Annotated in this window: 23 protein-coding genes and 1 tRNA gene; 4 read left to right on the forward strand and 20 right to left on the reverse strand. The window is 62.5% G+C overall.

All coding sequences use genetic code 11. The annotated features are described in order from the left end of the window. Nucleotides 1–62 precede the first annotated feature (62 nt). The 3 genes from KW568_RS03200 to KW568_RS03210 all read right to left on the reverse strand — a co-directional run bounded on the left by KW568_RS03200 (nt 63) and on the right by KW568_RS03210 (nt 1,485). Nucleotides 63–236 carry a DUF3094 domain-containing protein gene (locus tag KW568_RS03200; RefSeq protein ID WP_004577274.1) on the reverse strand — a complete coding sequence of 58 codons (174 nt, stop codon included), beginning with the start codon at nt 234–236 and terminating at the stop codon, nt 63–65. A gap of 132 nt (nt 237–368) precedes the next feature. Continuing rightward, a complete protein-coding gene (locus tag KW568_RS03205) occupies nt 369–998 on the reverse strand; it encodes a DUF1780 domain-containing protein (protein ID WP_003247546.1) in 630 nt (209 codons plus the stop codon). 55 nt (nt 999–1,053) lie between these two features. Next, nucleotides 1,054–1,485 carry a hypothetical protein gene (locus tag KW568_RS03210; RefSeq protein ID WP_004577273.1) on the reverse strand — a complete coding sequence of 144 codons (432 nt, stop codon included), beginning with the start codon at nt 1,483–1,485 and terminating at the stop codon, nt 1,054–1,056. A gap of 86 nt (nt 1,486–1,571) precedes the next feature. On the opposite strand from KW568_RS03210, the gene KW568_RS03215 reads away from it, so the two are divergent. Further along, the gene (locus KW568_RS03215) at nt 1,572–2,279 is read left to right on the forward strand and encodes an energy-coupling factor ABC transporter permease (protein ID WP_014755237.1); all 708 of its coding nucleotides are present in this window, start codon (nt 1,572–1,574) and stop codon (nt 2,277–2,279) included. A gap of 187 nt (nt 2,280–2,466) precedes the next feature. Here the strand turns inward: KW568_RS03215 and yacG are convergent, their stop codons facing one another. From yacG to KW568_RS03235, 4 genes are read right to left on the reverse strand one after another with little or no spacing between them, the layout of a single operon-like run. Then, nucleotides 2,467–2,667, reverse strand: a complete 201-nt coding sequence (gene yacG, locus KW568_RS03220; RefSeq protein ID WP_003247540.1) for a DNA gyrase inhibitor YacG — start codon at nt 2,665–2,667, stop codon at nt 2,467–2,469. Next, nucleotides 2,664–3,287, reverse strand: coding sequence for a dephospho-CoA kinase (coaE, locus tag KW568_RS03225; protein ID WP_004575721.1), 624 nt, complete (start codon nt 3,285–3,287; stop codon nt 2,664–2,666). Before coaE ends, yacG begins: the two co-directional genes overlap by 4 nt. After that, nucleotides 3,287–4,153 carry an A24 family peptidase gene (locus KW568_RS03230; protein WP_004575720.1) on the reverse strand — a complete coding sequence of 289 codons (867 nt, stop codon included), beginning with the start codon at nt 4,151–4,153 and terminating at the stop codon, nt 3,287–3,289. The genes coaE and KW568_RS03230 overlap by 1 nt, the downstream gene beginning before the upstream one ends. Before the next feature lie 2 nt (nt 4,154–4,155). Further along, nucleotides 4,156–5,364, reverse strand: coding sequence for a type II secretion system F family protein (locus tag KW568_RS03235; protein ID WP_004575719.1), 1,209 nt, complete (start codon nt 5,362–5,364; stop codon nt 4,156–4,158). A 216-nt stretch (nt 5,365–5,580) separates the two neighbouring features. Here KW568_RS03235 and KW568_RS03240 point away from each other — a divergent pair, with 216 nt between their 5' ends. From KW568_RS03240 to KW568_RS03250, 3 genes are all read left to right on the forward strand, one after another. Next, entirely contained in the window at nt 5,581–5,991 is a 411-nt protein-coding gene (locus KW568_RS03240; RefSeq protein ID WP_004575718.1) for a pilin, read from the forward strand. A 71-nt stretch (nt 5,992–6,062) separates the two neighbouring features. Then, a tRNA-Thr gene (locus tag KW568_RS03245) sits at nt 6,063–6,138 on the forward strand. Nucleotides 6,139–6,302: 164 nt separating this feature from the next. After that, nucleotides 6,303–7,511 (forward strand): integrase arm-type DNA-binding domain-containing protein, encoded by a 1,209-nt coding sequence (locus KW568_RS03250; protein ID WP_259537605.1) that lies wholly within the window; start codon nt 6,303–6,305, stop codon nt 7,509–7,511. On the opposite strand, the gene KW568_RS03255 is transcribed toward KW568_RS03250, so the two are convergent. The 13 genes from KW568_RS03255 to KW568_RS03315 form a co-directional block, all read right to left on the reverse strand. After that, on the reverse strand, nt 7,512–7,724 hold the full coding sequence (locus KW568_RS03255) for an AlpA family transcriptional regulator (protein ID WP_259537607.1): 213 nt from the start codon (nt 7,722–7,724) through the stop codon (nt 7,512–7,514). Nucleotides 7,725–7,733: 9 nt separating this feature from the next. After that, entirely contained in the window at nt 7,734–7,946 is a 213-nt protein-coding gene (locus tag KW568_RS03260) for a hypothetical protein (RefSeq protein WP_259537608.1), read from the reverse strand. Then, nucleotides 7,943–8,890, reverse strand: coding sequence for a hypothetical protein (locus KW568_RS03265; RefSeq protein ID WP_259537609.1), 948 nt, complete (start codon nt 8,888–8,890; stop codon nt 7,943–7,945). Before KW568_RS03265 ends, KW568_RS03260 begins: the two co-directional genes overlap by 4 nt. Beyond that, entirely contained in the window at nt 8,887–9,507 is a 621-nt protein-coding gene (locus KW568_RS03270; RefSeq protein WP_259537610.1) for a hypothetical protein, read from the reverse strand. The genes KW568_RS03265 and KW568_RS03270 overlap by 4 nt, the downstream gene beginning before the upstream one ends. Before the next feature lie 11 nt (nt 9,508–9,518). After that, nucleotides 9,519–9,836, reverse strand: coding sequence for a hypothetical protein (locus tag KW568_RS03275; RefSeq protein ID WP_259537611.1), 318 nt, complete (start codon nt 9,834–9,836; stop codon nt 9,519–9,521). 41 nt (nt 9,837–9,877) lie between these two features. Further along, the gene (locus KW568_RS03280; RefSeq protein ID WP_259537613.1) at nt 9,878–10,489 is read right to left on the reverse strand and encodes a 3'-5' exonuclease; all 612 of its coding nucleotides are present in this window, start codon (nt 10,487–10,489) and stop codon (nt 9,878–9,880) included. 74 nt (nt 10,490–10,563) lie between these two features. Continuing rightward, on the reverse strand, nt 10,564–11,394 hold the full coding sequence (locus KW568_RS03285) for a DNA translocase FtsK (RefSeq protein WP_259537614.1): 831 nt from the start codon (nt 11,392–11,394) through the stop codon (nt 10,564–10,566). A gap of 9 nt (nt 11,395–11,403) precedes the next feature. After that, nucleotides 11,404–11,604: a hypothetical protein gene (locus KW568_RS03290; protein ID WP_259537616.1), complete on the reverse strand. Its 201-nt coding sequence runs from the start codon at nt 11,602–11,604 to the stop codon at nt 11,404–11,406. Continuing rightward, complete coding sequence (locus KW568_RS03295; RefSeq protein ID WP_259537618.1) at nt 11,604–13,280, reverse strand: YqaJ viral recombinase family protein; 1,677 nt, start codon at nt 13,278–13,280, stop codon at nt 11,604–11,606. The genes KW568_RS03290 and KW568_RS03295 overlap by 1 nt, the downstream gene beginning before the upstream one ends. Next, on the reverse strand, nt 13,267–14,028 hold the full coding sequence (locus KW568_RS03300; protein WP_259537621.1) for a recombinase RecT: 762 nt from the start codon (nt 14,026–14,028) through the stop codon (nt 13,267–13,269). Before KW568_RS03300 ends, KW568_RS03295 begins: the two co-directional genes overlap by 14 nt. Continuing rightward, the gene (locus KW568_RS03305) at nt 14,025–14,339 is read right to left on the reverse strand and encodes a hypothetical protein (protein ID WP_259537623.1); all 315 of its coding nucleotides are present in this window, start codon (nt 14,337–14,339) and stop codon (nt 14,025–14,027) included. The genes KW568_RS03300 and KW568_RS03305 overlap by 4 nt, the downstream gene beginning before the upstream one ends. Then, nucleotides 14,336–14,485 (reverse strand): hypothetical protein, encoded by a 150-nt coding sequence (locus tag KW568_RS03310; RefSeq protein ID WP_259537625.1) that lies wholly within the window; start codon nt 14,483–14,485, stop codon nt 14,336–14,338. The genes KW568_RS03305 and KW568_RS03310 overlap by 4 nt, the downstream gene beginning before the upstream one ends. Then, a complete protein-coding gene (locus KW568_RS03315) occupies nt 14,475–14,732 on the reverse strand; it encodes a hypothetical protein (RefSeq protein WP_259537627.1) in 258 nt (85 codons plus the stop codon). The genes KW568_RS03310 and KW568_RS03315 overlap by 11 nt, the downstream gene beginning before the upstream one ends. Nucleotides 14,733–14,786 lie beyond the last annotated feature (54 nt).

The raw sequence follows: 14,786 nt of genomic DNA on the forward strand, positions 1-14,786 counted from the left end.
GGAATTCGTGGCCCTGGGGGCCGGCCGCAAACTGCACGAGGGGAGGGCGAGCGCGAAGCAGCTCATAGCACCAGTCCACTCAGCAGGCGGCTGATGAGACCCAACCCGATGGTCACGGCCAGCACCAGCAAAAGGAGCAGCCACGGCCGGAAGGGCCTGCGCTCGACTTGGTGCTGGGGGGCTCGCAGATACTCATCGACACGACGCTGATCTTCCGGGTTCAGGCGACTGGTCATGGTGGGCCTCGTCAGGTAGACGTTTGTGACTGCGCAAACGCTACAGCGTTCGCGCAGGCGCTTGAAACAAATGATAATGCTTTCTATCCCTGGCGCCGAGTGTACGCCATCGCAAACAGTCGCTGCACTGGATCAAAGACTGATGCCTACGTCGAAGACGATGCTGCGGCCCAGGTTGCCGCGCAGGAAATCCGGCGCATCGGGGTGGGCAAACAGTACCCGGGCAAAGGTTGGCCCGACCAGCGACAGCGAACGCCAGCCTTGGCGCAGGTATTCGGTAGGCGGCGGGAAGTGGGTGTTGAGGTCGAGCACTTCGCGCTTGAGGCTGGAGAACGCGATGATGTCCAGCTCGTTCAGCTCCAGCCCGCGTTCCCGGTAATTGTGTGCCTTTTTGCGCAAGGTGGGCGCCAGGCGCCCCAGCAGTTCGGTGGCACTGATGCGCCGCGGGCGTGCTTCGCGGCGTACCAGCTGCGCCAGGGAAAACGCACTGCGCCGCCGCTGCAGCTCCTCGCGCCATTCATCGTTCAGCCTGCGGCCCTCGTCGAGCACGAAAAACACCTCGAAGGCGGCGTCGCGGAACAGCACGTCTGGTGGCTCCTGCCCCGCCGGGGTGAAGTCCTCGCTGCGGTAGGGAATGTTCAGCCCCTGCAACAGGCGCTGGCACACCCAACGCTCCCGCTCCCACTTACGGGCGTTGGAGAGAAAGGCATTGGCTTGTTCGGCCTGGATGGTAAGCAGGCGCAGGTAGTCTGAGTCATCCATGCAGACAAGCTTAGCCGCTAATCGATGACGGTAAGATGCTGTTTAAGCGTGAAAATCAGCCCAGCACCGGCCACTGCTGCACCAGCCCGACCAGATGCACCACGCCAAAGCCCAGGCAGATCAGCGAACTGACCACGATAAAACGCTGCGAACGCCCGGTGCCCGCCAGCAATCCTGGCCCCAGCAGGCCGCGTAACAAGTACACCAGGGTGATCAGGCAAATGACTGGCAGCAGCAAGGGCAGCCGCCCGATCGCCCCGGCAGCCGACAGCGCATAGGCCGACCAGGCCAGCAACACGCAGGCGATGGCGGCGGTGATCAGCGCCGGGTAGCAGCGGCCGTTTTCGGCGGCCACCGCCATGCGCTCACCGGCCCCGAACAAACGGTACCAACGCGGCCCCACGGCGATGATGGCCAGGTGAAGTACGCCGATGATGGCGTTGAGTGCCGCTGCCAGTAGCAGGGCGGGGTTGGTTCCTTCCAGCATGACCAATGCTTCCTGCATCGAACGGAAGCGTCAGCCTACCGCAGCCGAAGGAATGGGAGAATGGGTGTAGACTCGGTTTTATCCACATGGCCGCAAAGGGTATTGTTCAGGTGATCAGCGCGCAGGTGTTATCCGGCACCACCCTTACCCTTGGCTGGCTGGGTTATGTGCCGTTGTTGATCTGGGCGGTGAGCCGTGTTCGCTGGGTTGAACTGTTTACCGACCGGCGCCGCCAGCATTTGCTGTTTGGCACGGTGTTCTGCCTGTTTGCGCTGTGGCTGGTGCGGCGCGACTTTGATACCGGGGTGTCGTACCACTTTATTGGCATGACGGCGGTCACCCTGTTGCTGGACTGGCCGCTGGCGGTGCTGGGTGGCTTCATGGCCCAGCTTGGCTTGCTGGCGCTTGGGCGACAAGACCTGGCGGCGTTGGGGGTGAACGGCTTGTTGCTGATTGGTTTGCCGGTGCTGATTACCGAGGTGTGCGCGATAGTGGTCGAGCGCGCCCAGCCGCGAAACCTGTTCGTTTATATCTTCTGTTCGGGGTTCTTCCCGGCAGCGCTCACCGTGCTGGTTTGCGTACCGGCGGCGCTAGGGTTGTTGTGGCTCGATGGGCGGTTTGCCCTGCCGGAATGGCTCAGCGACTTTGTGGGCTACCTGTGGCTGATGATGTTCCCCGAGGCGTTCATCAACGGCATGGTGATCAGTGCGCTGGTGGTGTTTTGCCCCGAGTGGCTGGAAACCTTCAACCGCACACGGTATTTGCAGGCGCCCTGGAAGGAAGAGGAGCGATGATCATGCGGCGGCTCTGCCATCACATCTAAAACCTGACGCGGTCTCTGTGGGAGCGGCCTTGTGTCGCGAAAGGGCTGCGAAGCAGCCCCAGATTCGGTGGTAACTCAAAAAATGCCGGGGCTGCTTCGCAGCCCTTTCGCGACACAAGGCCGCTCCCACAGGCCGGCACAGCCGCCTTGCAATCAGCTCAATGCCGCGGCTCCAGGTCCCCCGAATACAGCTCATCTTCGGACCCTTCCGACCCCGCAATCTTGTGCTCCTCGGCTGCCCAGGCGCCCAGGTCGATCAGCTTGCAACGGTCCGAACAAAACGGTCGGAACGCGTTTTTTTCGCTCCATTCCACAGGCGCGCCGCAAGTCGGGCAATCGACGGTCAATGGCTGGCTCATGGCTGGCCTCCTTTCAAAGTCAGGTAAAAGTGGTGCAGGCGGTCAATCTGCTCATGCAGCGCGGCCAGGCCGCCGTCATTGACTACCACATCATCGGCATGGCGCAGGCGATCCTCACGGGCCAACTGCGCCTGCAAAATGGCCTGCACGTGCTCGGCACTGGTGTTGTCCCGCGCCAGGGTACGGGCTATTTGCAGGTCCTGCGGCGCATCGATCACCAGTACGCGTTGGGTCTTATGGTGCTGGCCCGATTCGATCAGCAGCGGCGACACATAGACCGCATAAGGCGACTGCGCCTTGGCCAGATAGCTGAAAATCTCCTGACCGATCAGCGGGTGCAGCAGTTGCTCCAGCCATTTGCGTTGCGCTGGGTCGGCGAAAATCAGCTGGCGCAGGGCGGCGCGATCGAGCTGGCCGTCGCCCTGCAGCACGCCCGGGCCGAAGCGCTCGACGATGCTGGCCAGGGCCGGGCGACCAGGTTCGACAACCCAGCGCGCCGCCTGGTCGGCATCGACCAGGTGCACGCCAAGCTCGACAAAGCGCTCGGCAGCGGCGCTTTTGCCGCTACCAATGCCGCCGGTCAGGCCGAGAATCCAGGGGGTAAAGGCCGCAGTGGTCATCAGTATCCAAGCAGTTGTATGTATGAGGCGTATATTTCATCACCCCAGAGCACGGCAATCCACCCCGCAATTGCCAGATAAGGGCCAAACGGGATAGCCGTGCCCAAGGCATGCCGGCGAAAACGCAGCAAGCACAGGCCAACAAGCGCCCCCACCACCGACGACAACAGCAGCGTCAACGGCAGCACCTGCCAACCCCCCCACGCCCCGATCAGCGCCATCAGCTTGAAATCGCCATAGCCCATGCCTTCCTTGCCGGTGACCAGCCTGAACACCCAGTACACCGTCCACAGGCTGAGGTACCCGGCCACTGCGCCCCACAGTGCGTCGGCCAGGGGCACATGGATGCCAAAGGCATTGACGATCAGCCCTAGCCACATGGTCGGCAGCACCAGCACATCCGGCAGCAGCTGGTGGTCCGCATCGATCAGGCTCAGCGCCAGCAGGCACCAGGTCAGCGGCAACGCCAGCAACGCCTCTACCGAAGCGCCGAAGCGCCAGGCCACTACCAGCGACAGCAGCGCGCTGGCCACTTCCACTACCGGGTAACGCAGGCTGATGCGGTTTTTGCAGGACGAACAGCGCCCGCCCAAGGCCAGGTAGCTGATGACCGGAATGTTCTCCCACGCACGAATCCGGTGCGCGCAGTGTGGGCACCGGGAGGCGGGCAGGCACAGGTCGAAACGCGCGTGCTGCGTGGTCGGCAGCCCCAACACCTCTTGCGCCTCACGCTGCCATTGGCGCTCCAGCATGATCGGCAGGCGATATACCAGCACGTTGATAAAGCTGCCCACCAGCAGGCCGAGCACCGTGGCAAGGGTGAGGAAATACGCTGGCTGTTCAGCCAGCAAAGCCCATAAAGTCATGTTCAGATCAAACTACCCAACTGGAAGATTGGCAGGTACATCGCCACCACCAGGCCACCCACCAGCAAGCCCAGGATCAGCACGATGGCCGGCTCCAGCAGGCTGGTCAACTGGTCCAGCGCCTGGCTGACCTGTTCCTCGTAATGGCTGGCGGCTTTTTCCAGCATCTGGTCCAGCGTGCCGCTGGATTCACCGATGGCCGTCAACTGCACCAGCAAGGGGGGAAACAGCGGTTCACCGGCCATCGCCTGGTTCAGCCCTTGCCCATTGGCCATGCCTTGGCGCAGCCGCAACACCGCCTGCTCGTGCAGGTCGCCACCCGTTACCCGCGCCACCGTACCCAGCGCATCCAGCAACGGCACCCCGGCGCCGTAGGACGTTGCCAGGCTACGCGCAAACCGCGCCAGCGCGGCCTGCCCCAGCAACTTGCCAAACACGGGCAAGCCCAGCACCCGCCGAGATATCCACAGGCGCGCTGGCGCGTGCTGCCGGTAAAGCTGACGCACGGCAACACCCTGCACCAAGCCCATCACCAGCAGCAGCGGCGCAAACCGGCTCAGCCCTGTGGACAAGTTGATCACCCATTGGGTAAATGCCGGCAACGCCGCGCCCATGCCCGAGAACATGCTCTCGAATTTCGGAATCACCTCCAGCAACAAGATCGCCGACACCCCCAGCCCGGTCAGCAACAGCAGCAGCGGGTAGATCATCGCCTTGCGCACCTTCTTGTGCAGCACCCGACGCTGTTCCAGCATGCCGGCCAGCTGCTCCAGCTGCCGGTCGAGCGTACCGGACTGCTCGCCCACCCGTACCAGGTTGCAATACAGCGCATCGAACCATGCCGGGTGACGCTGCAACGCATCCGCCAACCCCAGGCCCGAGGCCACATCCTGTTTCAATCTTTCCAGCAACCCCGCCTGCGCCGCATCGCAACCACTGCGGCCCATCACCTCGAACGCCTGCAGCAGCGGCACCCCGGCCTTGAGCAACGTCGCCAACTGCCGGCTGAACCCCGCCGGGTCAGCCTTTTCGCGCCGCTTTGGCAAGCTGAACGCCAGCCCGCTGGCCGGCCGCAAACTCGCCACCGTGATGCCCTGGCGAATCAGCCCGGCGCGCACATAAGCCGGGCTGCGCCCGGGTGTTTGGCCGCTGACCGGCGTGCCGTTGGCGTCGGTGCCGTGCCAGCGGTAGAGAAGTGAAGATGAAGTCATGCAAAGGTCCTTGTTCAGCCCCGGCGACAAGCCTGGAAACAGCTTGCCGCGTCCATGCAAGGGCAGGCGTCCGTGATGCTCACTAGAGTAGTTCAGCGAAGATGACGCCCGTGCGGGCAGGGGTGACAAAAGGTGTCTGTTCAGGCCTACTGCGCCGCTGCCGGTTGGGGCGCAACTGACCTCAATGTGTAAGCGAATCAAAAAGGAACTACGTTCATGAAAGGGCAACGCGGTATCACCCTGATCGAACTGATGATCGTCGTCGCGATCATCGGCATTCTGGCGACCATCGCCTTACCGATGTACACCAACCACCAGGCACGCTCCAAGGCCGCGGCCGGGTTGCTGGAGATCAGCGCGCTGAAGACGGCGATGGATCTGCGGCTGAATGATGGGAAGGATGTAGCGGATGTCGCCGCGCTGGGTGGCCAGCCAGCGACGGCGCATTGTGCGATCGCGGCCAGCGGCAAGGCCGCAGATGGCAGCGGCAGCATTGTCTGCACCCTGGTGGATGCGCCGGCCAACGCGCTGGGCAAGGCCCTGACCCTGACGCGTTCGGCCAGCGGCTGGGCGTGCACGACCGACATCGAGGAAGACCTGGCGCCCAAAGGGTGCAAGGGGGCTTGAGGGCAGGGCAATAAACCAGTGGAAACAGGGGTTTGCGTTACGGGTGTGAGCAGTGGTACGTTGCGCTACACGCCGGTGTAGCTCAGTCGGTAGAGCAGCGCACTCGTAACGCGAAGGTCGCAGGTTCGATTCCTGTCTCCGGCACCATGACATTTTCCGCGACGGACCATAACCTTCCGGAAACCCCAATGAAACCGCCTACTTGGCGGTTTTATTTTTCCCGTAACTTTGTGCAATCTTCCGCCGCGTTCCGCAAATTTTTAGTACATTGCGCAGCACATCCTAGATTCGGTGCCAAGGTGATGTACTAAATGCCCCTCACAGACACAGCGGCCAGGCAGGCCAAGCCCCAGGACAAGCCCTATTCCCTCAAGGATGGTGATGGCCTTTTTCTTTACGTCGCCAAGAACGGCACGAAGTCGTGGCACTTCCGGTTCACCTGGCACGGCAAACAGGAGCGCATATCGATGGGTACATACCCGGAGATCAGCCTGCGCGATGCACGCGACCGCCGGGATGAGGCCAGATCGCAGGTGGCCAAGGGCGTAGACCCGCGCATCGAGCGCCGGCAGGCCAAGGCCGAAGCCGCCGTGCACCAGCAAAACACCTTCGAGGCCGTGGCCAACCGTTGGCATGAGTTCAAGCTGCCGCGCTGGGCTGCAGCCCGGAAAGGCTCAGCGGTGCAATCCCGCTTCTACCTGGACAAGGACCTGATACCGGAGCTGGGCAAGCTGCCCATTGCCCAGATCAAGCGTGGCGATGTACTGGAGGCCATGCGACGGGTCGAGCGCCGTGGGGCGCTGAACTCGGCCCGCAAGTGCCGGTCCTGGCTGCATGAGATCTTCCGGTTTGGCATGGCCGAAGGCCTGCTAGAGGTGAACCCGGCCGCCGACCTGGACATTGTCGCGGTCCCGGAGCCGCCAGAGCAGCACAACCCATACCTGCGCCGGCATGAGCTGAAAGAGTTCCTGGTGACGTTGCGCGACTTCAAGTGCGCCGAGTACGCCCGCAGCGCGGTAAAGCTGCTGCTGTTGACCGGCGTGCGTACGATCGAGCTGCGTAGCGCGACCTTTGACCAGTTCGACTTTGTGGAGGGGCTGTGGACAATCCCGCCGGGGATCGTGAAGCAGTTGCAGAAGAGAGTAAGGACGAAAAGCGGGGAGATTCCACCGTACCTGGTGCCGTTGTCGCGGCAGGCGATGGAAGAGGCGAAGCGCGCTCACGAGGTCACCGGACGGTATCGCATGCTTATCGCGGGCCGAAACGACCCGCGCAAGCCTATAAGCGATGGCACGGTGAATAGTCTGTTAAAGCGCATGGGATACCAGGGACGGCTGACCGGGCACGGAATACGCGCAACGATCTCAACCGCACTGAACGAGATGGGATACAACGAGAAGTGGATCGACGCTCAGCTGTCGCACATCGGCGACGCATACAACCATGCTGAGTTCGTGGAGCAGCGGAGGGGGATGATGCAAGACTGGGCCGACTACCTGGACGGCCTGCTGGCTGAGTGATCAACCGCCGCGGGCGGCGGTGATCTTGGCTTGGGCCCAGGCCTGCACCTCAGATTTCACCCACACAACAGAGCGTGGGCCCAGCTTTACCTGCTTGGGGAAGGTGCCTTCCATCATGCGCTCGTAAATGAAGCTGGTGCCCATGCCGGTGATCTTGCGGACCTCGGCAATCTTGATGAACTCAACGTCATCGGGGATTTGTGCGGCGTTCATAGGTACCTCTCAGAAAATGTAACGGACAGGGGCAAGGTGTGCGGCCGGCAGTCGGGCCAGCACCGGCCCTTCGTCGAACTGGTCGCCCGCGGGTGGTGGCGGGTGCTGGTCATCGGCCTGGGCAACGCGCTGGTTGGTGGCGTAGATGGTGAGAACCACGCCGATCAGGAAGGCAAAGGCTGCTGCGGTGAGGCAGGCCCAGAAGACGGCGAGGGGCCTCATGGCTCACCCCGCGATTCCATCAGGGCTGCGACCTTGGCGCCTGGGCTGGTGGCCGTGGCCTCGATCTGCTTGCCCTTCTCGCACTCGGTGCATGGTGTGGTGATGTACTCGGGCTGGGTGTCATCGACGATGATGTAGCCAGTGTCGCTGCAGAAGCAGCAATCAGGCGTTTCGAACAGATCATCAATGTCGATCAGTTCGGCTTCTTTCGCTGCCCTGACCCTGGCTTCTGCTTCATCCGCCCAGGGGAAACGGTCGTAAGACTCGAAGGCTAGTTCCCAGTGGGCTGGCTCCGTCATCCCGACGTTGTCGTAGTGCGCCTCGTAGTGGTCGCACCTGAACACATAGAAGCCCGGGCCTCTTTCAAGCATGTCCTCGGCACCGGTCACAATGTCTTCTTGGATCAGGGTGAGTTGTTCTATGCAGATCGCGCCACTTACAGCGCTGATGAACGGATCGTCTCCTTCGCCATGGAATACCTGAACCCAGAGCGATTCTTCATGGTTCTTCCAGGCATCCTTGTCGTACTGGGCTTGGTCCAGATCATCGACGAGAGTGTCGATACGTTCGTCCCGCGCCGTCAGGTCGGCCTGCAGATGGTCGCACAAAACACATTTGGACAGGACGGTTGGCTTGGATCCTTCAAGCCAGGCGCGCATACGCCAGCCAACCCAAGCCCGCTGCAATGGCTCGTCGCAGTAATCGCCGTAGCAGGGATCATCCTTGGGCAGCAGGTCGCGCTTTCGGATGAGAGGGGCCTGTGGCCATTCAGCGACAATGGCACGCTCAAACGCTGCCCGCTCATCGCGCTCAACAGGTGGCGAGGGCCTGGCCAGGATGGCGCGCAACTGCTTCGAATCCTCGGCAAACATGGTGAACATGCAGACCTTGGCGATGCGCTCGGCCAGATCGCGGGGCAGGTTGACTGTCTGGTAGTCGCTCATTGCTGATACCCATCCTGTTGCATCATGAAAGAGAGCCGTTCGGCCGTGAGGGGAGCTGCATTCCTGGTACGGCCTTTTACCGACTGGTGATCGCGGCAGAACATGGTCGCGTCGACGCGAGGTAACTGGCAGTCCTTGGCAGCGCAGGATCTTTCTGGCTCAGCAGGTTCGGCCTGGATGGCCAGCTTGCCCAAGGCCCTGACCAAACGCTTGGCCTGGCCGAACTCCTGGCGCGCCAGCTTCCGGCGCTCGATCAGCAGCCAAGCGGCAAGGCAGTGCTCGCACTTGTACGGGTCGCCCGCTTCGAAGCTGAGGCCGCGCAGCTCGTCCTTGACCTCGTAGTCGTGAAGGCCGCGCTCAATGTCGTATTCGCCGCCATCGGTGGTGCGCATCTTGAGCACCTGGTGCAGGTGATGACGAACGCGTGAGCCATCCCACAGACGGTCAATATCAGCTTGGCTTTGCTGGCGGTACACGCCGTCAATGCTGTTTCCCTGGTACGCCTCAATAGTGATCGGGCACTTCTCCAGCTCTGCCACGATCCCTTTCTTGATGGCGCCAAGTTCGCCGGCCGCGCGCTCATACCGAGCAATGGCTGCAAGCGCGCGCTCGGCCAATGGTGGTTTCTTCATTGCCCTTGCTCCAGTAGTTGAATGACGTCCAGGTAACCGGCGATGTGGCTGCCGGGCTTGTCGGCGGCGGTGCGCTTGAGGTGTTCCACGACCAGGGCCACGCCGTTGGTTGCGGCCAGCGTGCGGTGCATGGTCATGACCGTGGCGATTGCCTCGTCCCGGGCCTGCTTGCGCATGAAGTTGTTGATGGGGCCGCGAACCACCAGCACCGGGATGGGCTTGGGGCGGATGGCTGATTCGGTGGAGTAGGCTGGTGCCGGCGCAGGGGCAGGCTGGCGGGCCCGGTTAAGGGCCTGCTGGGCGATTGGGTTCATGGAAGGCTCCAGCAAGCGCCGGTTGCCCGGCGCGGTGATGATCAGGCAACCGACTGGAAAGCCTGCAGGGCGAAGTACACGCGGGCGCAGGCCTCTGCGTCCGGACGAGCGCGGTGGGCACCCACCAGGTCCTCACCGGTGAAGAACTTCAAGGCTTCGGCCACGCTGGGCTGCTTGAACTGGCGGCCCCGGCCGGCGGCGATCATCTTGGGCGTGGGCGGGCACTTCACGATGTTGGTGGTGGACTGGCAGGTGCAGAACTTCGGCGCATCGCGGAAGGCTTCGGCCACCCAGGCATCCTGGAAGCGCTTGAGGGCGATGCGCATGATGCGGTCGTCGAACGACACGTTGTGGGCTACACGCAGGCCTGCTCGGTTGGCGATGGCGAGGAAGCCTTCGACGGCCACCGCTTCGGGGATGCCGTGCTCGAGCGCGATTTCGTTGGTGATGCCGTGGATGGCGGCCACCTCGTCGGGGATGCTCCAGCCATCAGGGCGGACCATGGCTTCGAAGCTGTCGACCAGCTCGCCCTCAGGGGTGAAGAGCAGGGCGCAGATATCGACCAGGTGCGGCTGGTCTGGGTGGTCGCTTGGGTCGCGGAAGTTCGGCAGGCCGGATGTTTCCGTATCGTAGATGCAGATCAAGTTGGACATTTGAGATTCCTCGGGGCATGAAAAAGGCGCCTTGCGGCGCCGGTTGTGCATATTTCGCTGTGGATAAGTGGGGGTCAGACCACGACGTCTTCCAGGGTGGCGATGACCTTGTAACTGTGGTCCAGGGCGGACTCGCCTTCCTTGTCCACTGCGATGACCTGGTCGTCGAGCAGACGCAGCAGCAGGCTGGTTGCCTGGTCGCTGCTGATCGACAGCCGGGCCTGTGCCCAGTGGGCCTTGAACGGCTTGCCGTTGGCCTTGAGTACGATCAGCTGCTTGGCGTCGTCGTAGTCGAAGTCGCCGAACTCCTTGCTTACAGGCACGCTGCCCTCAATGAACTCAGCGTCGACAACGTCGCTATCGTCCTTAGGGTTCTGCTGGGCCTGCTGTTCAGCCAGATCCAGCTGCTGCTCTTGGCGACGGTCCAGGCCGGCGCCGGCGATGATCTCGGCCGCGCTCAGCGGTAATTCGCCCTGGTCGCGTTCAGCACGGATGCCGTCCAGGCCTTCGGCGTAGTCATTCGGCGCCAGCACCAGGAGCGCCAACTTGCCTGAAAGATCGATCAGGCCATGCCGGTTGGGGTCTTGGGCATCCACCACCCCGGTCACGGTGATGTTCTTCTCCTTGAACTTGGAGTCGGCAATCTTGATCGGGATGGTGTCGACGCTGCGGGAGCTGATGATGCCGACTGCCGTCCACACCACCTCTTCTGCCTGCTTGGTGATGCGGTCGATTACTTCCTGCTGATCGTCTTCACCCAGGCGGGGGAAGGGCACCTTGATGTTGCGCAGCTCGAACAGAGCGGCCTCAACCAGGTCGTGCACCATCAGCTGATGGGCAAAGATCATCGAATCGGTTCCGTGCAGCTTGGCGCGCTCGATGGCTTCGCGGTGTTCTACTTTCATGGGGTTTCCTCAAGACTTGGCGATCTGTTCCAGCTTCTTCTGCTGGTGAACGCTCAGAAGGGTGCGCGGGCCATAGCGCTTGAAGCTGGCCCGCATGTTTTCGACGAACTCTTCTTCCCAGCTGCCGTTGGCGTGCAGCTCGGCAGCAGCCAGCAGGGAAGTGAACTCTTCGACCTGGTCGTACAGTTCTTCCACGCTCTGGCTGGCCATTACGCTGCTGCCTGGCTGTGCCGAACCGATTGGATGTGGTGGATGAGCGCGGTGCAGATGGCTTCAAAGTCGCTGGCGCGGTACAGCTTGGCCGAACGCTCTTGCGCGACCGCCTCAAAGCCCAGCGAGGCCAGGAAGTCGGCGGTGAGGGTGAAGCCCAGGGTGGTGCTGATATCGCCAAGCTTGATGCGTCGGCCATCGTCACCGGCCGCCTGTGCAGCTGGCGTTGCGCTGGTGATCGGCGTAACTGCTGGCGCCGGATCTGCCTGAGCCACCTGCTGCACTGCCGGCTGTTCTTGCATCTGCTGCTGAACTGGCTGTTGCTGGGAGGCCTGCTGCGCCGCTTGCTGGCGCGCCTGATCTTCCTGCTGGCGCTGCAGCTCAAGGTCACGCTTCTTCTGCTCAGCCTGTTCGTGCTCGCTGATGCGGACCTTGACCAGCGCCACCAGCGCATCATTGTCCTTAAGCACCAGATCCTGCGCATCGCTGAACAGGAACTTGTGGTTGGCCGCCAGCTCGTTGAGGCTGACTAGGTTGGTGCGGATCAGGTCGCCGATGCGGCTGGCCTCGATCTTGGCCCGGGCCAGCTCGCTGTCGGCCGCTTCGTTCAGGCTGTCGATGGTGCGCTTGCCCTTGATGGCTTCGGCGAAGTTGGCGTGCACCTTCGGCATGCGGATGCGGCCACCCAGGGTGGCGTCGATCTGCTCGATGTGCGACTGCAGTGCCTTGGCGGCATCCATCACGATCTCGGTGCGGATGGTGTCCTTGCGGGACTTGACCAGCTTGTCGAGCTCCAGGCGCTTGCGGCGTGCCTCGGCCGCAATGTCGTCGATAGCCTTGAACAGTGCGTCGATGCTTTCGGTCTGGCTCAGGGCGTGCTCTTTGGCTGCCTTGAGCTTGTCCTCGACCTCGCCGCACCATTTGACGGTCTTCTCAGCGTCCGCGAAGTCCTGGTCGGTTTTCAGGTCGGTATTGATGCCGCCGAACACCTGCAGGGCGTGGGACTTGAAGGCGTCCAGGTTGCTGGCGGTGACCATGCCGGTCACCTCAATGCGCAGGGCCGGCAGTTGATCAGGGGCGGCACCGATGACCTCGACCTTGGCTTCCTTCACCTCAAAGCTGCCCAGGTCTTCCTCGAACTGGGCCCATCCGGCCACCAGCTGCTCCCGGCGACCTGCGACTGGCGTGTACTCCAGGTGTTCGAAGTTGGCCTTCGTGCCGTCCGAACACACGAAGATCACCCGCTCGGCGCCGCTGACCAGCAGCTGCTGCTCAAGCTGCCAGTAGTAGTGCGGATCTAGCTCGCCGGCGCGAATCATCGCCACCACCTTCTGGTTCCACAGCTTGTGCTCGAAGAGCGTGTCGCCAAGCATCGTGGCCCCGTCCATCGAGGCCAGCAGGTTGCCGCTGGTACCGACGATTGGATACAGCTCTTCGCCCAGCATTTCCTCAACCAGGGGGCGGGCCAGCTCTTCGGTAGCGTGGCCACGGTCGAAGATGGCCTGCAGCTGAGGCGTGACCTCTTCAACAATGCCGGTCTTCTTCATCGCCAGCAGGTCGTTGCGGGTCTGGTACTTCGAAGCGCCCATCATCGCGGGCGCCTCCGAAGCGGTGAAGTAGCTGGAACGAAGGGCATGCCACTCGGGCGTGCCTTGTTGGACGTTATGCACTTGCATCGGCGTGATCTCCTTCAATAGGCGCCAGAGCGTGGATGCGCTCGATTTGCTCGGGGGTGATGGTGTATTTGCTGGAAAGGTTGGCCAGCAGATGTTCGGGGCTGGTGCGGCCTGCCGAAATCATTCCGCGCCACTTGTCCGCCATTTCATCCAGCTTGCTGTCGGGGTAGGCCGGCAGCTGCTTGGGCTCGTCGGCCTTGCGCACGTGGGCCTGGTTCAGCTCACGTTCGGTGGGAATGTCCTGGACTTCCTCGGCCACCGGCATGCCGCGCAGCACATCGGGGAAGACGTCACGCAGGGCGAATGCCCGGGCGCGCATCTGCCGCATACGCTTCGGGTACTGGGTCCAAGGGCCAGACTTGCCGGCCAGGCCTGCCAGCTTGGCGTCTGTCATGCTGAACGTGCGCACCTGCTCTTCCTCGCCGCGGCGCTTTACGCGGCAGGTGGCTGTCTCGCCGTCGTCCGTCTCGGTGATGTACTCACACATCGGCGAGCTACGAGCCAGGGCGATAACCGCGTCACCCCACAGGGAAGGGCGGCCGTTGATGACGGCGATGCTTTGCATGGCCTGCATGGGCTGCAGGCCCAGCTCCATGCCCCACTGCACAGCCACCAGGATGTTGGCCGGCTTGCGTTGGAAGTCCTTGGGGACAATGTCGGAATTGGCCAGGTAGTCGGCGAACTTCAAGGCTTCGTCGAGGTTCTGCGGGGCCAGGCTGAATGTGGGCTTGATGGCGAGATCGCTCATGGTGCTGGGTCCTGTTTCTGGTTGCGGGCGGAGAGCATCGCGTCGGCGTAGGCATATGCCCGGCCCGCTACGTTCTCGCGATGGGGGAAGTCAGCGTCGCTGGCCAGCGCGCCTTCGATCAGGGCATGCATGGCCTTGGCCGCGAAGTAGTCGCGCAAGCTCATGCCTTTCACGGCCTCACCTCGCGCGTGGATGTATGCGGTTTCACGCTCTTCGTGATCCTTCACGCCATGGCTGGCAGCAAGGGCGTAGGCGTGAATTGCGTTGCCGTCCTGCATAGGGAAGGCGGTACCGCCGTCTCGCTTACTCATGGAAACCTCACAACGCACATGTCACCGCGGAAGCGGATCGTTGTGCCGAGTGGAAGATCGCGGAACAGAAAAAAGCCCTGACGATGCAGGGCTTCAACGATCAGCGGGAAGTTAGGGGCGATGACCGCCCGGCATTTATTGGGCATGGCTCGGCTCCTGGTGTACGAGCGGGCGGTGGCAGAGCAGGGCAACACGACGGTGGCGGGCCGACTGGATGCGCATATGCATCAACTTGGCCTGATCGTGCGTGATATCGCCACGAAACAGCGCGTAGCTGATCATGCCGGCGGCGTAGCTGAGTTCGGTTTCAGAGGCCACCAGTTCGCCTGGCGGCACAGCAAGCGCTCTGTCGATGCTCTCGTCGAACACCTTCTGCGCGGTTGGGTTGAACATGGTGGAGTCCTCGGTTGATTCCCCGTCTGGCCCTTGTGAGAAGGCCAGCCAGTG

This window comes from Pseudomonas sp. HD6515, from assembly GCF_024971855.1.
GTDB lineage: Bacteria > Pseudomonadota > Gammaproteobacteria > Pseudomonadales > Pseudomonadaceae > Aquipseudomonas > Aquipseudomonas alloputida.

Excerpts from the sequence above, each read along its gene's own strand:
- KW568_RS03200 (WP_004577274.1), bottom strand. The coding sequence starts at position 236 with ATGACCAGTCGCCTGAACCCGGAAGATCAGCGTCGTGTCGATGAGTAT.
- KW568_RS03205 (WP_003247546.1), bottom strand. The coding sequence starts at position 998 with ATGGATGACTCAGACTACCTGCGCCTGCTTACCATCCAGGCCGAACAA.
- KW568_RS03210 (WP_004577273.1), bottom strand. The coding sequence starts at position 1,485 with ATGCTGGAAGGAACCAACCCCGCCCTGCTACTGGCAGCGGCACTCAAC.
- KW568_RS03215 (WP_014755237.1), top strand. The coding sequence starts at position 1,572 with ATGGCCGCAAAGGGTATTGTTCAGGTGATCAGCGCGCAGGTGTTATCC.
- yacG (WP_003247540.1), bottom strand. The coding sequence starts at position 2,667 with ATGAGCCAGCCATTGACCGTCGATTGCCCGACTTGCGGCGCGCCTGTG.
- coaE (WP_004575721.1), bottom strand. The coding sequence starts at position 3,287 with ATGACCACTGCGGCCTTTACCCCCTGGATTCTCGGCCTGACCGGCGGC.
- KW568_RS03230 (WP_004575720.1), bottom strand. The coding sequence starts at position 4,153 with ATGACTTTATGGGCTTTGCTGGCTGAACAGCCAGCGTATTTCCTCACC.
- KW568_RS03235 (WP_004575719.1), bottom strand. The coding sequence starts at position 5,364 with ATGACTTCATCTTCACTTCTCTACCGCTGGCACGGCACCGACGCCAAC.
- KW568_RS03240 (WP_004575718.1), top strand. The coding sequence starts at position 5,581 with ATGAAAGGGCAACGCGGTATCACCCTGATCGAACTGATGATCGTCGTC.
- KW568_RS03250 (WP_259537605.1), top strand. The coding sequence starts at position 6,303 with ATGCCCCTCACAGACACAGCGGCCAGGCAGGCCAAGCCCCAGGACAAG.
- KW568_RS03255 (WP_259537607.1), bottom strand. The coding sequence starts at position 7,724 with ATGAACGCCGCACAAATCCCCGATGACGTTGAGTTCATCAAGATTGCC.
- KW568_RS03260 (WP_259537608.1), bottom strand. The coding sequence starts at position 7,946 with ATGAGGCCCCTCGCCGTCTTCTGGGCCTGCCTCACCGCAGCAGCCTTT.
- KW568_RS03265 (WP_259537609.1), bottom strand. The coding sequence starts at position 8,890 with ATGAGCGACTACCAGACAGTCAACCTGCCCCGCGATCTGGCCGAGCGC.
- KW568_RS03275 (WP_259537611.1), bottom strand. The coding sequence starts at position 9,836 with ATGAACCCAATCGCCCAGCAGGCCCTTAACCGGGCCCGCCAGCCTGCC.
- KW568_RS03280 (WP_259537613.1), bottom strand. The coding sequence starts at position 10,489 with ATGTCCAACTTGATCTGCATCTACGATACGGAAACATCCGGCCTGCCG.
- KW568_RS03285 (WP_259537614.1), bottom strand. The coding sequence starts at position 11,394 with ATGAAAGTAGAACACCGCGAAGCCATCGAGCGCGCCAAGCTGCACGGA.
- KW568_RS03290 (WP_259537616.1), bottom strand. The coding sequence starts at position 11,604 with ATGGCCAGCCAGAGCGTGGAAGAACTGTACGACCAGGTCGAAGAGTTC.
- KW568_RS03295 (WP_259537618.1), bottom strand. The coding sequence starts at position 13,280 with ATGCAAGTGCATAACGTCCAACAAGGCACGCCCGAGTGGCATGCCCTT.
- KW568_RS03300 (WP_259537621.1), bottom strand. The coding sequence starts at position 14,028 with ATGAGCGATCTCGCCATCAAGCCCACATTCAGCCTGGCCCCGCAGAAC.
- KW568_RS03305 (WP_259537623.1), bottom strand. The coding sequence starts at position 14,339 with ATGAGTAAGCGAGACGGCGGTACCGCCTTCCCTATGCAGGACGGCAAC.
- KW568_RS03310 (WP_259537625.1), bottom strand. The coding sequence starts at position 14,485 with ATGCCCAATAAATGCCGGGCGGTCATCGCCCCTAACTTCCCGCTGATC.
- KW568_RS03315 (WP_259537627.1), bottom strand. The coding sequence starts at position 14,732 with ATGTTCAACCCAACCGCGCAGAAGGTGTTCGACGAGAGCATCGACAGA.